Here is a 16,834-nt window from a genome sequence, read left to right as displayed (position 1 = left end):
GTGGGATGAGCGAGTCGGGGCGGGACGAGACCGGAGAGCACGACCAGCAGAGCCCGGTCGCGGACAACGAGGTGCTGGACTCGTCCAGCGAGTCGGTGGCCGAGGCAGCCGAGCCGGCAGTCGAGGCGGCCGAGTCGCAGGCTGTCGGGTCGCAGGCTGTCGAGTCGCCGGCGAAGGTGGATCACGGCGTGACGCCGGGGATGCAGATCGCCAGCGCGTGGGCCTGGCGGTTCCTGGTGATCGTCGCCGCCGTCGGCGTGATCGGCTACGGGATGCGGTACCTGTCCGAGGTCGTCGTACCGGTGACCGTCGGCGTGCTCCTCACCGCCCTCCTGATCCCCGTCACCAGCGGCCTGCAGAAGCTCCGCCTGCCGCGCGGCGCCGCGGCCGGAATCACCGTGCTCGCGACGATCGTGGTGGTCGCCGGCCTGCTGACCCTGGTCGGGGCGCAGATCGCCGGGCAGTTCGAGGACTTGTCCAACCAGGTCGGCGAAGGTGTGCAGAAGTTGCGGGACCTGGCCCGGATCAACTTCGGCCTCACCGACGCGGACATCACCAGCCTTTACAAGCAGCTGCAGGAGCTGGTCACGTCCGGCGGCGCGCTCGGTCAGCAGGCGGCAGCGGTCGGTACGACGGCGACGCACCTGGTGGCGGGGGTGTTCATCTCGCTGTTCTGCCTGTTCTTCTTCCTGTACCAGGGCGAGCAGATCTGGTCGTGGCTGGTCCGGCTGTTCCCGCGCCGGGCCCGCGACAAGGCCGACTCGTCGGGCCGGAAGGCCTGGGTCTCGCTGACGGCGTTCGTCCGCGCCACGGTGATCGTCGCGGCGGTCGACGCGATCGGGATCTCCCTCGGCGCCGCGATCCTTGGCCTGCCGCTGGTGAGCGCGATCGGCATCCTGGTGTTCGTCGGCTCGTTCATCCCGGTCGTCGGCGCCCTGATCAGCGGCACCGTCGCGGTCCTGGTCGCACTGGTTGCCAAGGGCCCCATCATCGCGATCGTGATGCTCGCGGTCGTGATCGGCGTACAGCAGTTGGAGGCGCACGTCCTGCAGCCGTTCCTGCTCGGCCGCGCGGTCCGCGTGCACCCGCTGGCGATCATCCTCTCGATCGCCACCGGCGTGGTGGTCGCCGGCATCGTCGGCGCCCTGGTCGCCGTCCCCACCGCGGCCGTCCTGAACGCCATCGTGAACCACCTGGCCGGCCACGACGTAGACCCCGAACCGCCCAGACCCCTCCCCAGACGCCGCCCCCACCCGGCCCCCTCCGAGTAACCGCGCCGACCCCGGAGGGTATCCCTCCACCCAACGCAGAAGACGCCGCCGAGCCAGGCTCGGCGGCGTCTTCAGTGGTGTTGCAGGTGATCAGCGACTGCCGATGCCCTTGTTCTCGTTGTTGTTCTTCTGCAGGTTGACGGCGCCCTGCTCCGTCGAGGACTGGGTCTGCGTGCCCTGACCCTGGGTGACGGCCTTTCCAGCCGGGGCCATGCCGCCGAGCGCGGCCTGCGCGCCCTGAGCCTCGACCTGCGACTGGAGCTGCTGGGCGACGGCCTGGGCCGCTTCCAGGCGGGACTCCAGCGTCGGGCCGGTCATGATGCGGCTGTGCTGCTGGCTCAGCTGCGTCAGGTCCTGCGTCGTCACGCCCGGCATGTTCCCGTCGAACCTCGCCATGGCGATGGTCGCGCGGGCGCCCTCGGCAGCTCGCGTCACGCGACCCTTCTGGGCGTCCAGCCAGCGCCCCGCCCGGTCGCGCAGATCGCGTCCGGCGTCCATCGCGCGCCCGCCGAGCTCAGTGGCCCGGTCGACCTGACGACCGCCGAACGCGGTGGCGCGGTCGACCTGCTGGCCGCTCCATTCGCGACCGGCCTGGATGCCGCGGCCGGCCGCCTCGACGCCGGCCTGGTAGGTGCCGACGGCCTGCTGACCGAACTCCACGGCACGGTCGACCTGCCGGTCACGGAACGCGGCTGCGCGGTCGACCTGCTGGCTGCCGAACGCGGCGGCGCGGTCGACCTGCTGACCGGCCCATTCGCGACCGGCCTGGGCCTGCTGACCGGCCCACTCACGCCCGGCCTGCAAGCCCTCGCGCCCGGCCTGGATCTGCTGGCTACCCCATTGACGACCTGCCTGGACCTGCTGGTTGGCCCATTCCTGACCGGCGTTCAGGTACTGGCCGGCCTGGCTCTGCAGGCGCTCGGCCATGTCGCTCAGGCGCTGCGTCTCCCGGTCGTAGATCGCCTCGACCCGAGAGACGACGTTCGAGACCTTCTGCTGCACCTTGTCCTTCAGCGGCACCTTCTGGGCCTGCTGGATGAGTCGGTCGAGTTCGTTCTGCTTCAACTGGCCGAGAGCGGACACGGTGTCCAGGGTCTGCTGCGGCTGGCTCGCCAGCCAGTCGAGCGTCTCGGTCCAGGTGCGTTGCGGCTGCGGGCCTTCGGTGGGCTGCGACATTTCTCGAACTCCTAGTCGATGTAGACCGCGTACGTGACGCCCACCGCTTCGGTCAGCGGTTCCCGCGTCGGCTTGCTGCTGAACAGGTGGAACTGCGCGCCCGGGCGGACCCAGGCGGCCAGGTGCCGCTTGTCGGCGCCCGCACCGGGGCGCCATTCGTCGACGAAGTGCGGGCTGCTGTCGTCGCCCACGTAGTCCGGCTCACCGAGGTGCTTGCGCGCCAGCTCGAGCATCGCCGGCCAGGCCTGGTCGAGTCCGGCCTCGGCCGCCGGGACGTCGTCGGGGCTGATCTCGTACGCCGACCAGCCGCTGTTGCGGGCGTCCGCGAACGCGAGCCCGGGGAAGACCACGATGGTGCTGCCGCGCTTGGTGGTGAATCCCCACGAGGCGAGCACGTCGTCGATCTGCTGTCCTGGCGAGAGCGGCCAGGGCTGCCAGTCGGTGACCGCCGTGACCCGCTGCACGATCGCCTTGACCACCTCGGGGCCGGTGTCGTCGTTGTCCGGTCCGGCGATCGGGTGCCAGTCGGCGATCTCGGCGAAGTCGGCGATCGCTGCTGCGTCCTCGTCGAGTGGCCTGTCCTGGGTTTTCATTCCGGGCTTGTTCCTTCCGTCAGTGCTGTGGTCTAGCGTTCGGGCGTGTTCTTGCCGGTGCCGGTGCCGCGCTCGAACCGGCTGGATTCGTTGCGTACGCCGGAAGTCTCACCGGTGCGCGCCTGCCCCGGGGCGACCGCAGGACGCGACGCGGCCTGGACGCTCTTCAGCAGGTCGGGGGACAGACCGGTCGGCCCGCCGCCCACCATCGCCGCGACGCGTCGAGACGTCTCGGCCAAGGCCTGCGGCGACACGCTGCTCTGCTCTCCGGTGGGCGGCGCGGTGTCGCCGTTCGCCATCTGGTCGCGCAGAGCGGTCCGGGCTGCCCGGCGCTCGTCGACTGCTGTCATGAGCCCTCCTCGTTGAGGTAGACCGTGTAGTTGATTCCGACCGACACCGACAGCGGTCTCGCCGTCGGCTTGTTGCTGTACAGATGGATCTCGGCGCCCGGGGGCGTCCAGACCGCCAGGTGGCGGCGGTCGATACCGGCGCCGGGGGCCCAGTCGTCCTCGAATCCGGTCTTGCTCTCGATTCCGACGTACGACGGCTGTCCCCAGTGCCGGCAGGCGAGGTCGAATTTCGCGGGCCAGTGCTCGTCGAGCCCGGCGGCCGCCGCCTCGATGTCGTTGCGCTCGATCGCGAACGCGACCCAGCCGCTGAACGGGCTGTGCGGCAGCACCTGGTCGTCGTACACCGCGAGCTCGGTGTTGCGGCGGGTCAGGAAGCCCCAGCCGTCGAGCTGGTCGTCGATCACCGTACGGCGGTTGATCGGCCACGGCTTCCAGTTCGTCCCCGACTTCACACGACGAATCAGGCGGCGAACCGGGAGCGGCCCGGTCTCGCCCGCCTGCGGGCCGGCAAGGCGCCGCCAGTCGCGGACCTCGGCGATGTCGGCCATCGCGCGGTCGTCGTCGTCCAGCGGCCGGTCAAGTGTTTTCATCCGTGCGGCAGTCCCTGTCGTTGCGGTACGTGTCGAAACTAAGTCCCCGGAGGGGTCAGGCGGCCGTCCTGCTCGTGGACAGCACAAGAACAGCCGCCCTGGGAAGCTTTCCAGGGCGGCTGTCGGGTAGGTCAACCGAAGTTCGGTCTCAGTTCGGTGACGCGCCTCAGTACAAGGCCTCAGTGCATGGCCGCGGCGGCGGAGGACTCCAGCGAGTCCTCGCCCTCGGCCTTCGGGCCGTCGTTGCGGCCGGCCAGCCGCTGCTCCGGCGTGATGACCGCGAGGATCAGCGCGATCGCCAGGAACGGCAGGGAGACCAGGAACACGTCGCCCATCGCGTCGACCAGACCCTGCAGGGCCCAGCCCTTCATCGGCGGCTTCAGGGCGTGCAGCGCCTGGACGCTGTTCGCCGCCTTGGCCAGTCCGTCGACCATGCCCTGCGCGGCGTTCGGGACGATGTCGGTCAGGTGGTCCTTCAGCCGGGTGGTCAGTACGGCGCCGTAGACCGCCGTACCGATCGCGCCGCCCATGGAGCGGAAGAAGGTCATCGTCGAGGTCGCGGTGCCCATGTGCTGCCGGGGCACGCTGTTCTGTGCCGCGGTGACGGTGATCTGCATCGATAGGCCCAGCCCGGCGCCCATCACGAACATGTAGATCGCCAGCTGCCAGTACGGCGTGGTCATGCTCAGCGTGGACAGCAGCACCATCGCGGCGCCGACCATGACCGCGGAGATGATCGGGTAGATCTTGTACCGGCCGGTCTTGCTCATCAGCTGACCGCTGGGGATCGACGCGGAGAAGATTCCGACGATCATCGGTAGCAGCGCCAGACCGGAGCGGGTCGGTGACATGTCCTTGACCGCCTGCAGGTACAGCGGCAGGAAGATCAGCGCACCGAACATCGCGAAGCCGAGCAGGAACGCGAAACCGGCGTACCCGGAGAAGATCCGGCCCTTGAACAGGTCCATCGGGATGATCGGCTCGGCCACCCGCAGCTCGATCAGCACGAACCCGACGGCGAGGACGACGGCCGCGACCAGCAGAGCGATCGTGGTGGTGCTGCCCCAGCCGTTGTCCGGACCGCTCCAGGAGACGGCCAGCAACAGTGCGGTGACGGCCGCTGCGACGGTGCTGGCGCCGAGGTAGTCGATCTTGTGCGACCGCTTCACGTGCGGCAGCCGGAGTACGACGGCAACGATGCCCAGGGCAACCAGGCCGATCGGCAGGTTGATCCAGAAGATCCAGCGCCAGCCGGGACCGTCGGTGAGCAGGCCGCCGAGCAGCGGGCCGGCCACGGACGACAGGCCGAAGACGGCACCGAAGTACCCCATGTACTTACCGCGCTCGCGCGGCGGGATCACGTCGCCGATGGTGGCGAAGGCCAGCGCCATCAGACCGCCGGCGCCGAGACCCTGGACGGCCCGGAAGCCGATCAGCATCTCGATGTTCTGCGCCAGCGCGGACAGTACCGAGCCGGCCAGGAAGGTGATGATGGCTGCCATGAACAGCGGGCGGCGGCCGTAGAGGTCGGAGATCTTGCCCCACAGCGGCGTGGAGGCGGTCGAGGTCAGCAGGTACGCCGTGACCACCCAGGACAGCTTGTCCAGGCTGTTGAAGTCGCTGACGATCCGCGGCAGCGCCGTACCCACGATGCTCTGATCGAGGGCGGCGAGGAACATGCCGGCCATCAGTCCACCGAGGACGACCAGGATCTGCTTGTGGGACAGGTAGTTGGGACCACCGTCGGTTGGTGCAGCCCCGCCGGCGGTGGCGGGTTCTGTGGTGCTCATCTGGTGCTCTCCAGGTTGTTGTCGTTGTTCTCGCGGGCGGCAGGGTCGCTGCCGGGCGCGGAGTCTTTGTCGGTACGGCGCTCGGCCGCGGCGGACTGCAGTCGCGGGGCGACCGCGGCCCAGCCCTTGTCGGCCCAGGCGGCGCTGCTGGGGGCCTCGGTGCGGGCGGCGACGCCGTCCGCGAACCGGGTCATCAGTCGCTCGAACGTCTGCACGTCCTCGTCGGACCAGCCCTCCATGGCCGCGCTGAGCACCTCCATCCGGTGCCGGGCGCTGGCCTCCCACTGCTCGATGCCCTGCTCGGTGAGCTCGACGCGGAACGCGCGTCCGTCGTCCGGGTCGGGGGAGCGGCGGATCAGGCCGAGCTGCTCCAGGGACCGCACGTGGCGGCTCGCGGTGGAGGCGTCGAGCTCCAGCTTCCCGGCGAGGTCGGACAGCCGCAGGGCACCGTTGCACCGCAGCGCGAACAGCACGATGTGCGCGCTGTGGTCGAGCGTGTCGCCGGGCTGCTTGGCCTTCAGGCGGCGCCCGATCCGGGTGAACGCGTGCATGACGCCCTCGATGGGGGTCTGTGGGGTGTACGCGTCGTTTACTTGCATGCTGCAAGCATATACATGCTTGCGTGATACACGCAAATGAGTTTCCAAAGTCTTCAAGTGAGCCGCCACTCATTTGCTCTCGGTCGCCGGCTGGTCACTGTCCGCAGTGGAGTCATCTGTCTCCCCCTCTTTCGACGGCGGAAGGGTGCGTTTTGTGACGCGGATTCCGGCGTGGGTGGTGCTGGCATCCCCAGCGGAGGTCGGTCCAGCACCCTGGCCGGACGCTGCGCCCACGAGAAGGCTGGGGCGGTGATCAAGCGGCGGTTGCTGGAGTTCGGAGTCGTCTGTCTCGTCCTGACCTGGGTGCCGTGGGGAGTCCTCGGCATCCTCGGTGTGAATCCGGACGAGGGCGCAGGCAGTCTTGTGTTCGCGCTGGCGGCGTCGGGGCCGTCGCTGGCCGCGTTGGTGATGTGGCTGCGGTACCGGGAGCGGCGGCGCGTCGTCCGGTGGTCGCTGGTGTGGCCGGCCGCTGCCGTCGTACTCGGTGCGCTGCCGCCACTCGTGGCGTCGGCGGTGATGGGGGACCTGCCGGCGTTGCCTGATCACGCCGCGTCGGTCATCTCTGGTGCTGGGGGAGTGCTCGGCGCTGCGGCGTACACCTTCCTGGCTGGGCCGGTGTCGGAGGAGTTCGGGTGGCGTGGGTACGTGCAGCCGCGACTTCGTGAGTACTTCGGGCCGCTCCGGACGACCGTGGTGCTGGGAGCGGCTTGGGGCGTGTGGCACTTGCCGCTGTACTTCTTGAGCGGCACAGGTCAGCACGACGACGGGCTGTTCACGCAGGAAGGGCTGACGTTCTTCCTGGAGTTGTTCCCGCTGACGTTCTTGATGCTGTTCGTCAGCGAGCGCCTGCGAGGAGGCGTGCCTGCGGCGATCCTGCTGCACGCGGCGTGGAACCTCATGGAGGAGCTGGTTCCTCCGCTCGGCCAGGGGGTCTGGGTGGAGTTCCTGGTCCTCACCGCGGTCGCTGCGGCGTTGCTGCCATTCTGGACGGCAGTCCGGCGAGATAGAAGGGTGACGGCATGACGCGGGTTGCAGTGGTTACCGGTGGTGGGTCAGGGCTGGGGCGGGAGATGGCTCTGGCGTTGGCGGGGGCCGGGTTCCAGGTGTGGGTGACCGGGCGGACGGAGGACAAGCTGCGCGAGACGGTCGCGCTCGGCGAGGGCCGGGTCGAGCTCGCCGTACTGGATGTTGCTGATGGGGGTGCGGTACGGCGGTTCTTCGGGGGGCTCGAGCGGGTCGACGTACTCGTGAACAACGCGGGCACCGGGTCTCCGGCCGCGGCGGTGCAGGACGTGCGGGAGGAGGACTGGCGGCAGGTGGTGGACACCAACCTGACCGGGTCGTTCCTCTGCGCGCAGGCGGCGTACGACGTGATGCTGCGGCAGGACCCGAAGGGCGGGCGGATCATCAACAACGGGTCGATCTCGGCGCATGTGCCGCGGCCGCAGGGGATCGCGTACACCGCGAGCAAGCACGCGATCAGCGGTCTGACCAAAGGCCTCGAACTGGAGGGGCGCGCGCACGGCATCACCGCCTGCCAGATCGACATCGGCAACGCGTCGACCGCGATGACCGCCCGGATGGAGCAGGGCGTGCTCCAGCCGGACGGCTCGATCGCGGTCGAGCCGACGTTCGACCCGAAGATCGTGGCCGACTTCGTGGTGCAGATCGCGCAACTGCCGACGTCCGTCGCAGTCCCGACCCTGACGGTCATGGCAGCCGGAATGCCCTACGTAGGAAGAGGCTGACGGCGCCTACGGAAGCCCTGGGAACAGCTCCGCAGCGCCGCGACGATCCGGTCCGTTGTCTCACCCAAGAAGCGAATGCCGGCCAGCTCCTGCTCGCTGCCGGCGTACTCCTCCGGCCTGACTTGCTCGCCGCCGACCCAGGTATGGCGAATCCGTTGTGTGGCAGTGATGTCGGCCAGTGGGTTCCCGTCGACCAGCAACAGGTCACTACGCGCGCCGACTGTCAGTCGGCCCCGGTCCGCTAGTCCGAACACCTCAGCGGGTGCACTGGTTGCAGCCACGACCGCCTCCGCCGGCGTGAGGCCTGCACGCACCAGTTGGACTAGCTCCCGATGTAGCGACGCTCCGAACACCAGGCCCGGGTTCGGTGCGTCTGTCCCGGCCAGCACGCGTACGCCGGCCTGGTGCAACGCCAGCGTGTTGGCGCGAGCCGCCGTACCGTCTGGCGGCTCCGGGGGCATCCAGCGACGGGACTGCTCGTCCAGCAGTTGCTGCCAGAGCGCAGGCATGCGTGCGATCAGCTCTGGTTCGTCCAGCAACGGCAGGTGGCCGGACGGCCCATTGAACCCGTCCGCGAGAACACCAAGCGTCGCGATGACAGCAACGTCAGCCACGGCTTCGACGTCCTCTGGGGACATGAGGTCGGACGGTACGTGTGCGAGTACGTCGACGCCGCACTCGACGACCGTGACCGCACCGGCAGCCGTCGACACGTGCGCTACCACTGTGAGCCCATGGGCGTGCGCCTCGTCGGCCAGCGCCTGTACGGTGCGTGGCTCCAGCGTCGGGAGGTTCAGGCCCGCGCCGAAGCCGTCGTCGTAGATCAGCTTCAGGTGATCGGCGCCCTCGGCGACCCGGTCCGCGACGAACTGCTTCGCGTCGTCCGGCCCAGTGACGTAGGGGATCGGCGGGAACGCGATCGTCGGATGCCCGCCCGGCGCGGTGGCTCCGATACTCGAAGTACGGAACGACGAGCGCGGCGTCCCGCGGAAGGGTTCGAGAAGGCCGTCCGGGAGACCGACGGCTGGACCCGCGAGGACTACGAGCGGCTGGGCGACGAGGGTCGTCGGTTGCTGCTGCGAATGGCGGCCGCGCGAGATCGCGGCGTACTGCCGGACTCGCCGGAGGGGTTCGAGCTGATCGAGCAACACCACCAAGGCGTGCTGGAGCTGTGGCCGGCCACACCGGCGTCCTACTACGCGCTCGGGGATCTCCTGGTGGGCAACGCGGACCAGCGAGCGATCATCGAGATGGTGGACCGGGATCTGCCGGAGTGGCTGGCTGCCGGAGTCCGCGCGTACGCGGTCCAGCGGCTCGGGTTCCAGCCGAGCTAGCGGCCGGAGGCCCGGAGCAGGTCGCCCCAAGGGTCTGGGTCGTCCGTCGGCGACGACCAGCCGGGGCTCGCCCACATCGGCCAGTTGCGGGTGTGCTCCCGCAGACGTTCGCACAGGTCCGCCGGCGGTTCGAACGGCATGCCCAGCCCCTGACAGACGTCGTACGAGTGCAGGATCAGCTCCAGGCCTGCCCGGGGTGGAAAGTCCGCCGGTCCGCGGGTCTCGACGTGTGGCCGCCGCCAGATCACCGCCCGGTCGTCCGGGCCGGCTTCGCGGACCACCGCGACCAGGATCCTCGTGGCGGTCTGCAACGCCTCGACAAGGACCGGGGGAGACACGTCCGGGCCCGGTGTCCCGATCCCGTACGCCGGATAGCCGTCCAGCTTCCGCGAAGCCAGGAAGATCGCCGGGGCGATCACGGTGTCCACGGTGTGGTCGGCCGTCTGCAGACAGCTCCAGGTCAGGCCGCCTGCGGGGGCCGACCAGTCCCGGTCGATGCCGTCCTGCCAGGCGTTGACCGTGAGGTCGCTCAGCCGCCGAAGATCGTCAACAGTGAATGCCATCCCGCCCGCCCAAAACCGCAAGAAACTGTCCGGAGGTGCGTCTAGTGTCAGTCAGGTGAGTGAGCAGCGGGAGTCTCTGGTTCACGTCCGCGGGCTGCGCAAGTCGTACGGCGACTTCGAGGCGGTTCGTGGCATCGACCTGGACGTGTGGCGGGGTGAGGCGTTCGGGTTTCTTGGACCGAACGGTGCGGGCAAGTCGTCGACGATGCGGATGATCGGCGCGGTCTCACCGATCAGCGGCGGCACCCTCGAGATCCTCGGCCTGGACCCGGCCGCCGACGGGCCGGCGATCCGCGCGCGGCTCGGCGTCTGCCCGCAGGACGACACCCTCGACACCGAGCTCAGCGTCCGGGAGAACCTGACGATCTACGGGCGGTACTTCGGTCTCAGTCGGGCCGAGTGTCGTGAGCGTGCGGACGAGCTGCTCGAGTTCGTGGCGCTGACCGAGAAGGCGAAGGTCAAGGTCGACGAGTTGTCCGGCGGGATGAAGCGCCGGCTGACGATCGCGCGCTCGCTGGTCAGCAAGCCCGACCTGTTGCTGCTGGACGAGCCGACCACCGGACTCGACCCGCAGGCCCGGCATCTGTTGTGGGACAAGCTGTTCCGGCTCAAACAGGCCGGCGTCACGCTGATCATCACCACGCACTACATGGACGAGGCCGAGCAGTTGTGCGACCGGCTCGTGGTGATGGACGGCGGCCTGATCGCGGCCGAGGGATCCCCGGCCGACCTGATCCGCGACTACTCGACGCGTGAGGTGACCGAACTGCGGTTCGGGCCGGACGTGATGCTCGCCGACCACGACGCGCTGGCGGGCAAGGTCGAGGACCTGGCCGAGCGCATCGAAGTACTGCCGGACCGGCTGCTGCTCTACACCGACGACGGCGAGCACGCGGTCGCCGCCGTCCACGAGCGCGGCCTGGAACCGGCCGCCGTCCTGGTACGCCGCTCCACCCTGGAGGACGTGTTCCTGAGACTCACCGGCCGAACGTTGGTGGACTAGACATGGCTGTTGCTGTGGAGAACGGTCGCCGGATGTTCGACTACTGGCTGACCGTCTACAAGCGGACCTGGAAGGGCACGATGATCAGCAGCTTCCTGCTGCCGATGCTCTACCTGGCCGCGATGGGAATCGGGCTCGGGTCGTTCGTGGACAGCAACGGGACCGGTGCGCTCGGCGGGGTCAGCTACCTGCAGTTCATCGCGCCGGGTCTGCTGGCGTCCACCGCGATGCAGATCGCGGTCGGCGAGGCGACGTACCCGGTGATGAGTGGGCTGAAGTGGCAGAAGTTCTACCACTCGATGATCGCGACGCCGCTGCGACCGGCGGATGTGGTGTACGGGCAGCTCGCGTTCATCGCGTTCCGGGTGTTCACCTCGTGCGCGGTGTTCCTGGTGATCATCACGCTGTTCGGCGGGCTGAAGTCACCGCTCGGGGTGCTCGGGTTGCCGGTCGCGCTGCTCGTCGGGATGGCGGTCGCCAGTCCGATCGCGGCGTACGCGACGATCCTGGACAACGACTCCGGTTTCGCGATGGTGTTCCGGTTCGGCGTGGTGCCCGCATTCCTGTTCTCCGGGGCGTTCTTCCCGGTCTCGCAGCTGCCGGACTGGATCGAGTGGCTGGCGTACGTGAGTCCGCTGTGGCACGCGGTCGACCTCTCCCGAAACCTCAGCCTCGGCACGGTGAACCCGTTGCTGGCCCTCGGCAACCTCGCCTACCTGCTGGCCTGGTTCCTCGTCGGCACCCGCCTCGCCGTCCGCGGCTTCACCAAGAAGCTGATCGGCTGATGGCGACCATTGCAGCGCGGGTCCTGCCCGTTCCGGTGCGGCTCGGCGGCGGGCGGCACATCGTCGAGCGGAACTTCCTGCTCTACCGGCGGTCATGGGTGGTGTTCCTGTCCGGCTTCTTCGAGCCGGTCTTCTACCTGCTCTCGATCGGCATCGGCGTCGCCCACCTGGTCGGCGACTTCACCCTGTCCGACGGCACGAAGATCGCGTACGCCGCGTTCGTCGCGCCGGCGATGCTCGCCAGCTCCGCGATGAACGGTGCGATCTTCGACTCGACGTACAACATCTTCTTCCGGATGAAGTACGCCAAGCTCTACGACTCGATGCTCGCGACGCCACTGCGGCCGTGGGACGTCGCGACCGGCGAGGTCACCTGGGCGCTGCTGCGCGGGGCGATCTACTCGGCGATGTTCATCGTGGTGATGCTGATCATGGGCCTGATCTCGTCGTGGTGGGCGCTGCTGGCGCTGCCCGCCTCGGTGCTGATCGGGTTCGCGTTCGCGGGCGCCGGGATGGCGCTGACCACGTTCATGCGCAGCTGGCAGGACTTCGAGTTCGTGCAGCTGGCGATCATGCCGATGTTCCTCTTCTCGGCCACCTTCTACCCGGTCGAGACCTACCCCGGCGCGATCCGCTGGCTGGTCGAGATCACCCCGCTCTACCAAGGCGTCGTACTGGAACGTGCCTTCAGCACCGGCAACGTCGGCTGGTTCCTGCTGATCCACGCCCTCTACCTGGCCGCTATGGGCACCCTCGGCATGTACGTCGCCTCGCGCCGCCTCGGCAAGCTGCTCCTCAAGTAGGTGGAACCGCAGAGGCGTGCGGATCCGTCGGAGCTGGCATGACCGATATGTCCTTCCGCGATCTGGTGCGGGCGCCGAAAGTTGAGGTGCCCGGTGGGTCGGCGCGGTGGGTCGAGGAGTCGTTGCGGCTGCTCACCGGTCATTTCGGCACCGATGCGCTGCGGCAGCCGGCCGTCGTACCGGGGGAGTTCGTGCCGGACGGGTACGACGGGTCGGAGGCGGCGGCCCGCGAGGTGTGCCTGAAGGTGAGTGAGCGGATGGGCATCCCGTCCGAGCGGATCCGGTTCAGCTTCCAGCTGGAGAAGGTCGTCGAGGCCGGTCAGTTGCTCGGCGCCACGATCGTCGACGCGTACGTCGCGCAGACCCATCCCGCGCTCCGCGGCGCGGCACCCGAGGACATCGCCGCCGTACGGAAGTACTCGCGGTTGCTCGGCACCACGTCCGACGATCGGTTGGAAGAGCTACTGGAGGACGACGGGCTGCTGCCCGAGATCCAGCGGTTCGCGTTCCTCGACTTCCTCACCGAACTGGTCCGCTGCCGGCAGATCGCGACCGAGCCGGACCCGGCGCGGCAGGCCGAGCTCGAGCAGCAGCCGGATCGTCCGGACCCGCAGGTTTCCGCACGCGAGTCGTCGGCGGCGGGGCGCTGGACGGATCTGACCTACTGCCTTCCCGGTGTCGAGCTGCTGCCCGGATACAGCGCGGTGATGCTCGGCTCCGACATCCTCACCGACCCGACCGTGCTGATCGCGGCGGCATCGCACGAACTCGGCCACCAGGTCCTCATGTCCTCCGATGTGCCCGGCGGCGCTGGTCCGCTCCGTGAGCCGTTGACCGACCTGTACGCCGTACTGCACGGATTCGGGATCGCCCACGCCAACGCCGCGCTCGACGAGACCACACTCGGCACGCCGACCGTCGAAACCTTCGGCTACCTCGGCGAACGAGCAGTCGCCGAAGCGCTCGCCGTGTACCGCTTCCGGCAGCACCAACTGGTTCGCGACGGACCGCTTGTCCCGGCGTGGCATCAGGCTCTCGACCCGGAGCCACGGGCCCGTTTCTTGGCCCGTCTCGAGGAACTAGTTGGCGGTCCGCCGACCGTGTTGGGTTGGTGATCCAGCTGCAACATTGCTGATGGAACGGGGGTTCGGGCGGCCGCGTCATTTCCGGTATGAATCTGATCGGTGCTTGGCGCCGCCGGCAACGACATCGAGAGCAGCTGTACGGACCGAAGGTCCTGCTGCCCGGTGGGCCGGAGCAGTGGATCGAGGACTCGCTGGACTGGCTGATCGGCCGGTTCGGGGTCGAGCCGCTTCGCCGGCGGCCGGTGCTGCCCAGCGAGTTCGTACCCGCCGGGTACGACGGTTCCGAGCGCGCGGCACGTGAACTCTGTCTGCGGGTCTGTGCGTGGATGGAGGTACCTGACGACCGGATCCGGTTCAGCTTCCGGATGGAAGAGGTCCGCGCCGCCGCCCGCAGCGCGGCCGTGCACCGGCTGAACGCCGAGCAGGGCAGCGACCTGATTGCGATCTCGGGGCTGCGGGCAACGATGACCCCGTCCGAGGTGGACGCGCTGGCCGCTGCCGGGTTCGCGCCCGAGATCAACGTGCTCGCCGAGCGGGAGCTGCAGGCCGAGGTGAAACGCAGTACGGCGATCCTCCAGGAGACGGACCTGGACCGCCGGGCCGAGTTGTGCCGGCGCGCCGAGGCGATCTGGTCGACGCCGGCCGGGAGTGGATCGCGGGCGGCCTGGCTGGATCTGCGGGCCGGCGGCCTCGAGGGGACCGCGGTGATGCTGTCGGCAACCACTCTCGCCGACCCGGCCGCGGTCGTTGCCGCCACCGCCCATGAGCTCGGGCACGAGGTGCTCTGGGGGTATCACCTGATCGACCGGAGCCGTCCGGACGCCGAGGCGCTGACCGATCTGTTCGCGGTGTTCCACGGGTTCGGGATCTTCCTCGCCAATCAGGCGGTCGAGCGGGTCCCCGGACGGCGTTCGGCGCTGCAGACGCTCGGGTACCTGGGGGAGCGCGGCGCCTCCGACGCGCTGGCGGCGTACTGCTTCCGCCGGCACCTGCTGTTCCCGGAATCGATCCTCCCGGCGATGCCGGCCGAGGTCGACCGGGCGGTCCGGATCCGCACCTTCGCCCGGCTCGCGTCGCTGGTGAAGGACGCGGAGATCGCGTCGATCCAGGAAGGCGCACCGCTGACCTGATGTCAACTTGTGGTGACGCTGCGGAACCGTGAGGTTTGCCGTGGCGTCGGACAGGCATGATCCGGCGGGTGAGGAATCCAATCGGAATGATCCGCCGAAGTCAGCAGCTGCGCTCCCAGCTGAAGGCGCCCCGCGAACGGTTGCCGGGCGGCAGCCGGCGCTGGATCCGTACGTCGATGGACTGGCTGGTGACCGAGTTCGGCCGCGACGTCCTGCTCCGCCCGATCGCGGTGCCGGCCGACCTGATCCCGGACGGGTACGACGGAAGCGTGGCCGCCGCGACCGAGCTGTGCGGCCGGGTCGACAACCGCATGGATCTCCGGCCCGGCCAGTGCGGGCTGAGCTTCGAACTGAACGGCGTACGACGCCCGGTCGGCGGTCTCGTGGTGAAGGAACAGTCCGGGCGCTGGATCCGCGGGAACGGCCGGAACCAGATCCAGCTCGCACCGGCGCTGACGGCCGATCCGGTCGCGCTGATCGCGATCTACGCCCACGAGGTCGGCCACGAGCTGCTCCTCGGCAGCGGCCGCATCTCGCTCGCGCGCCGGCCCGACCACGAGCCACTCACCGACCTGATCACAGTCTTCTACGGACTCGGCATCTTCACCGCGAACGCGGCGTACGAGCGCCGCCCCCGCCCGAACGGCCGCGGCAAACAGCCCCTCGCCCGCGGCTACCTTCGCGAGGCCGCCCTCTCCGAAGCCCTCGCCCACTACGCAAAACTCCGCGGCGAACGCCATCCCGAATGGGACCGCTACCTCGACCCACCCGTCCGCCGAGGCCTACACAACCAACTAGCAATCCTGCACCGCTAGCAAGCTCTGCAGCCAGAACGTGCCGCCGCGGAGCATGGAGTTCTTGCTTGGGCCGGTTAGATGGTCGACTAGGTGTAGGTAGGTGATTGTTTGGTAGAGGGTGCCGAGTTGTTCGGCGAGGGTTAGGGCGCGGCGGAGGTCGGTGGGGGTGGCGTACTCCTGCCATTCGTGCAGATACGCGTCCAGCACACGTGGGTCGCTCGACAGTGGCGAGCGCTTTTCGGTGAACGTCACCAGGTCCAGGAACGGGTGTGCTAGCGCCGCGTCGGTCCAGTCGAAGGCGAGGACCTGACCGTCGCGGACGGCCAGGTTCCGTGGGTGCAGATCGCCGTGCAGCAAGGTCTCCGGTACGCCGATGTCCGCGAGCTCGACGATTGCCTCGCGCAACTGTTTCCCGCGCTCCGGCAACCGGGACTGCTTCGTCGGGTCGAGCTGTGCCGTCAGCGAGTTCGGTTCGAGCAGGCGATCCAGCTCGGCGTCGAGGACGGCGAGCCGTCGGTCGGTGCAGCTGTACTCCAGCAACCGTTCGGGTTCCGTGACATAGCTGCGCTGCAACCGGGCATGGTTGCGTACGGCATCGATCCACACCGCGACGTCGCTCTCGTCCTCCAGCGGCGTACCGAGGTCGGGCAGCAGCATCCACGCCCGCTGCTCGTCGATCGCCAACGGCGCCGGCACCGTACCGGGACGATCGGTGGAGGCGCGCTGCAGGAACAGCGGTTCGTTCGTGAACAGGAACGGCAACACGTCGGGCTCGGTCGACGCCTGCGAGAGCGCCTTGAAATACACGTCGCCGGCGGCGGTCGGGATGCGCAGGACGTTCGACAGGCCCCACGATTTCACCTGCGACCACGGGCCCGTCGCCTTCAGCCGCTCAGCGATCCACTGCGGCGCTTCGCCGTACCACTCCGGACGTGTCCAGCCGGGCAGGTCGGATGAGCTGACGGGGTAATCGTGGACCCAGCGCGCGCCGGCAGGCGGCTCGCCGCTCGGGAGCATCAGGTAGGTGAGCGGATCCGTGGACAGACACGTGAGTACGACGGCCTCGACGCCGTGCTGATCCCGCAGCGCGTGCAGCACCGGCTCGACGTCCGGGAACCACAAGTCGTCCGACTGCTCGACCTGAGGGAGCCCCGACGGCAGCATCAGGACCGCCTGGTCGGACGGGCGCACTACGACAGCCGTTACCTTCACCTGCA

19 protein-coding genes are annotated in these 16,834 nt (G+C 69.0%); 10 read left to right on the top strand and 9 right to left on the bottom strand.

Annotated elements, in window-relative coordinates:
* Window positions 1-5: 5 nt before the first annotated feature.
* Window positions 6-1,271 (top strand): AI-2E family transporter, encoded by a 1,266-nt coding sequence (locus ACLJOO_RS03015; protein WP_410785225.1) that lies wholly within the window; start codon window positions 6-8, stop codon window positions 1,269-1,271.
* 90 nt (window positions 1,272-1,361) lie between these two features.
* Here ACLJOO_RS03015 and ACLJOO_RS03010 read toward each other — a convergent pair whose 3' ends face one another.
* The 6 genes from ACLJOO_RS03010 to ACLJOO_RS02985 form a co-directional block, all read right to left on the bottom strand.
* On the bottom strand, window positions 1,362-2,447 hold the full coding sequence (locus ACLJOO_RS03010) for a hypothetical protein (RefSeq protein WP_410785223.1): 1,086 nt from the start codon (window positions 2,445-2,447) through the stop codon (window positions 1,362-1,364).
* Window positions 2,448-2,458: 11 nt separating this feature from the next.
* Window positions 2,459-3,040, bottom strand: coding sequence for a hypothetical protein (locus tag ACLJOO_RS03005; RefSeq protein ID WP_410785222.1), 582 nt, complete (start codon window positions 3,038-3,040; stop codon window positions 2,459-2,461).
* A gap of 32 nt (window positions 3,041-3,072) precedes the next feature.
* Entirely contained in the window at window positions 3,073-3,390 is a 318-nt protein-coding gene (locus tag ACLJOO_RS03000; RefSeq protein ID WP_410785221.1) for a hypothetical protein, read from the bottom strand.
* Window positions 3,387-3,980 (bottom strand): hypothetical protein, encoded by a 594-nt coding sequence (locus ACLJOO_RS02995; protein ID WP_410785220.1) that lies wholly within the window; start codon window positions 3,978-3,980, stop codon window positions 3,387-3,389. The genes ACLJOO_RS03000 and ACLJOO_RS02995 overlap by 4 nt, the downstream gene beginning before the upstream one ends.
* A 179-nt stretch (window positions 3,981-4,159) precedes the next feature.
* Entirely contained in the window at window positions 4,160-5,770 is a 1,611-nt protein-coding gene (locus tag ACLJOO_RS02990) for an MDR family MFS transporter (RefSeq protein ID WP_410785219.1), read from the bottom strand.
* Complete coding sequence (locus ACLJOO_RS02985; RefSeq protein WP_410785218.1) at window positions 5,767-6,369, bottom strand: MarR family winged helix-turn-helix transcriptional regulator; 603 nt, start codon at window positions 6,367-6,369, stop codon at window positions 5,767-5,769. The genes ACLJOO_RS02990 and ACLJOO_RS02985 overlap by 4 nt, the downstream gene beginning before the upstream one ends.
* Before the next feature lie 249 nt (window positions 6,370-6,618).
* Here ACLJOO_RS02985 and ACLJOO_RS02980 point away from each other — a divergent pair, with 249 nt between their 5' ends.
* Window positions 6,619-7,392 carry a CPBP family intramembrane glutamic endopeptidase gene (locus ACLJOO_RS02980; RefSeq protein WP_410785217.1) on the top strand — a complete coding sequence of 258 codons (774 nt, stop codon included), beginning with the start codon at window positions 6,619-6,621 and terminating at the stop codon, window positions 7,390-7,392.
* Window positions 7,389-8,117: an SDR family oxidoreductase gene (locus tag ACLJOO_RS02975; RefSeq protein ID WP_410785216.1), complete on the top strand. Its 729-nt coding sequence runs from the start codon at window positions 7,389-7,391 to the stop codon at window positions 8,115-8,117. Before ACLJOO_RS02980 ends, ACLJOO_RS02975 begins: the two co-directional genes overlap by 4 nt.
* Here the strand turns inward: ACLJOO_RS02975 and ACLJOO_RS02970 are convergent.
* Window positions 8,099-9,271 (bottom strand): amidohydrolase family protein, encoded by a 1,173-nt coding sequence (locus ACLJOO_RS02970; protein ID WP_410785215.1) that lies wholly within the window; start codon window positions 9,269-9,271, stop codon window positions 8,099-8,101. The genes ACLJOO_RS02975 and ACLJOO_RS02970 overlap by 19 nt on opposite strands.
* Between ACLJOO_RS02970 and ACLJOO_RS02965 the strand changes: the two genes are divergently transcribed.
* The gene (locus tag ACLJOO_RS02965; RefSeq protein ID WP_410787110.1) at window positions 9,167-9,451 is read left to right on the top strand and encodes a TipAS antibiotic-recognition domain-containing protein; all 285 of its coding nucleotides are present in this window, start codon (window positions 9,167-9,169) and stop codon (window positions 9,449-9,451) included. The genes ACLJOO_RS02970 and ACLJOO_RS02965 overlap by 105 nt on opposite strands.
* Here ACLJOO_RS02965 and ACLJOO_RS02960 read toward each other — a convergent pair.
* Entirely contained in the window at window positions 9,448-10,014 is a 567-nt protein-coding gene (locus ACLJOO_RS02960; RefSeq protein ID WP_410785214.1) for a hypothetical protein, read from the bottom strand. The two genes, ACLJOO_RS02965 and ACLJOO_RS02960, sit on opposite strands and share 4 nt — an antisense overlap.
* Window positions 10,015-10,069: 55 nt before the next feature.
* On the opposite strand from ACLJOO_RS02960, the gene ACLJOO_RS02955 reads away from it, so the two are divergent.
* From ACLJOO_RS02955 to ACLJOO_RS02930, 6 genes are all read left to right on the top strand, one after another.
* Window positions 10,070-11,017 (top strand): ABC transporter ATP-binding protein, encoded by a 948-nt coding sequence (locus ACLJOO_RS02955; protein ID WP_410785213.1) that lies wholly within the window; start codon window positions 10,070-10,072, stop codon window positions 11,015-11,017.
* A 2-nt stretch (window positions 11,018-11,019) separates the two neighbouring features.
* Window positions 11,020-11,802 carry an ABC transporter permease gene (locus ACLJOO_RS02950; protein WP_410785212.1) on the top strand — a complete coding sequence of 261 codons (783 nt, stop codon included), beginning with the start codon at window positions 11,020-11,022 and terminating at the stop codon, window positions 11,800-11,802.
* Window positions 11,802-12,605 carry an ABC transporter permease gene (locus ACLJOO_RS02945; protein WP_410785211.1) on the top strand — a complete coding sequence of 268 codons (804 nt, stop codon included), beginning with the start codon at window positions 11,802-11,804 and terminating at the stop codon, window positions 12,603-12,605. Before ACLJOO_RS02950 ends, ACLJOO_RS02945 begins: the two co-directional genes overlap by 1 nt.
* Window positions 12,606-12,643: 38 nt before the next feature.
* On the top strand, window positions 12,644-13,720 hold the full coding sequence (locus ACLJOO_RS02940) for a hypothetical protein (protein WP_410785210.1): 1,077 nt from the start codon (window positions 12,644-12,646) through the stop codon (window positions 13,718-13,720).
* Between the two features lie 56 nt (window positions 13,721-13,776).
* Window positions 13,777-14,820 (top strand): hypothetical protein, encoded by a 1,044-nt coding sequence (locus ACLJOO_RS02935; protein WP_410785209.1) that lies wholly within the window; start codon window positions 13,777-13,779, stop codon window positions 14,818-14,820.
* Between the two features lie 68 nt (window positions 14,821-14,888).
* Window positions 14,889-15,635, top strand: coding sequence for a hypothetical protein (locus ACLJOO_RS02930; RefSeq protein WP_410785207.1), 747 nt, complete (start codon window positions 14,889-14,891; stop codon window positions 15,633-15,635).
* On the opposite strand, the gene ACLJOO_RS02925 is transcribed toward ACLJOO_RS02930, so the two are convergent.
* Window positions 15,615-16,829 carry an aminoglycoside phosphotransferase family protein gene (locus tag ACLJOO_RS02925; protein WP_410785205.1) on the bottom strand — a complete coding sequence of 405 codons (1,215 nt, stop codon included), beginning with the start codon at window positions 16,827-16,829 and terminating at the stop codon, window positions 15,615-15,617. The two genes, ACLJOO_RS02930 and ACLJOO_RS02925, sit on opposite strands and share 21 nt — an antisense overlap.
* Window positions 16,830-16,834 lie beyond the last annotated feature (5 nt).

This window comes from Kribbella sp. C-35, assembly GCF_046549195.1.
In the GTDB taxonomy this organism is placed as follows: Bacteria; Actinomycetota; Actinomycetes; order Propionibacteriales; family Kribbellaceae; genus Kribbella.
The sequence above is the reverse complement of the archived record's forward strand: the minus strand, read 5'-3'. Positions and strand labels throughout refer to the sequence as shown.

Bases quoted from the DNA above. Each gene is read 5' to 3' on its own strand.
- ACLJOO_RS02960 (WP_410785214.1), bottom strand. From the start codon at position 10,014: ATGGCATTCACTGTTGACGATCTTCGGCGGCTGAGCGACCTCACGGTC.
- ACLJOO_RS02935 (WP_410785209.1), top strand. From the start codon at position 13,777: ATGAATCTGATCGGTGCTTGGCGCCGCCGGCAACGACATCGAGAGCAG.
- ACLJOO_RS02940 (WP_410785210.1), top strand. From the start codon at position 12,644: ATGACCGATATGTCCTTCCGCGATCTGGTGCGGGCGCCGAAAGTTGAG.
- ACLJOO_RS03005 (WP_410785222.1), bottom strand. From the start codon at position 3,040: ATGAAAACCCAGGACAGGCCACTCGACGAGGACGCAGCAGCGATCGCC.
- ACLJOO_RS02945 (WP_410785211.1), top strand. From the start codon at position 11,802: ATGGCGACCATTGCAGCGCGGGTCCTGCCCGTTCCGGTGCGGCTCGGC.
- ACLJOO_RS02985 (WP_410785218.1), bottom strand. From the start codon at position 6,369: ATGCAAGTAAACGACGCGTACACCCCACAGACCCCCATCGAGGGCGTC.
- ACLJOO_RS03010 (WP_410785223.1), bottom strand. From the start codon at position 2,447: ATGTCGCAGCCCACCGAAGGCCCGCAGCCGCAACGCACCTGGACCGAG.
- ACLJOO_RS02990 (WP_410785219.1), bottom strand. From the start codon at position 5,770: ATGAGCACCACAGAACCCGCCACCGCCGGCGGGGCTGCACCAACCGAC.
- ACLJOO_RS02995 (WP_410785220.1), bottom strand. From the start codon at position 3,980: ATGAAAACACTTGACCGGCCGCTGGACGACGACGACCGCGCGATGGCC.
- ACLJOO_RS02975 (WP_410785216.1), top strand. From the start codon at position 7,389: ATGACGCGGGTTGCAGTGGTTACCGGTGGTGGGTCAGGGCTGGGGCGG.
- ACLJOO_RS03000 (WP_410785221.1), bottom strand. From the start codon at position 3,390: ATGACAGCAGTCGACGAGCGCCGGGCAGCCCGGACCGCTCTGCGCGAC.
- ACLJOO_RS03015 (WP_410785225.1), top strand. From the start codon at position 6: ATGAGCGAGTCGGGGCGGGACGAGACCGGAGAGCACGACCAGCAGAGC.
- ACLJOO_RS02950 (WP_410785212.1), top strand. From the start codon at position 11,020: ATGGCTGTTGCTGTGGAGAACGGTCGCCGGATGTTCGACTACTGGCTG.